The sequence below is a fragment of the Bradyrhizobium genomosp. I (2014) genome (assembly GCF_000261685.1).
In the GTDB taxonomy this organism is placed as follows: Bacteria; Pseudomonadota; Alphaproteobacteria; order Rhizobiales; family Xanthobacteraceae; genus Bradyrhizobium.
In genome coordinates, this window is record NZ_AJQE01000329.1 from 1 (window position 1) to 257 (window position 257).

General features: G+C 64.6%; 1 protein-coding gene. It reads right to left on the reverse strand.

Features of this window, described 5'->3' with window-relative positions; genetic code table 11:
* Positions 1-44: 44 nt before the first annotated feature.
* The coding region (locus tag IC50_RS29590; RefSeq protein ID WP_035713127.1) for a cytochrome c at positions 45-257 on the reverse strand (213 nt) is incomplete at its 5' end.

Consider the following 257-nt stretch of genomic DNA (forward strand, 5'->3'; position numbering starts at 1 on the left):
AGGGCTCCTCGCAATGACGGTGGAGAGGCCGGTGCGCTAAACGATCAATCCACCGCCTTCACCACATCCGGCGGCTGAGAAGCATAGTACGCCGCGGCCTGCTCGATCTCCTGCGGCGTCATCGCGCGCGCGACGTTGCGCATTTGCTGGCTGATGTCGTTGCGCCGTTCGCCGGAGGCGAAAGCCTGGAGCTGCGCTTTCATGTAGGCCTCGGACTGGCCCTCCAGCCATGGGCTGCCGGTCTTGTTGTCGAGGCT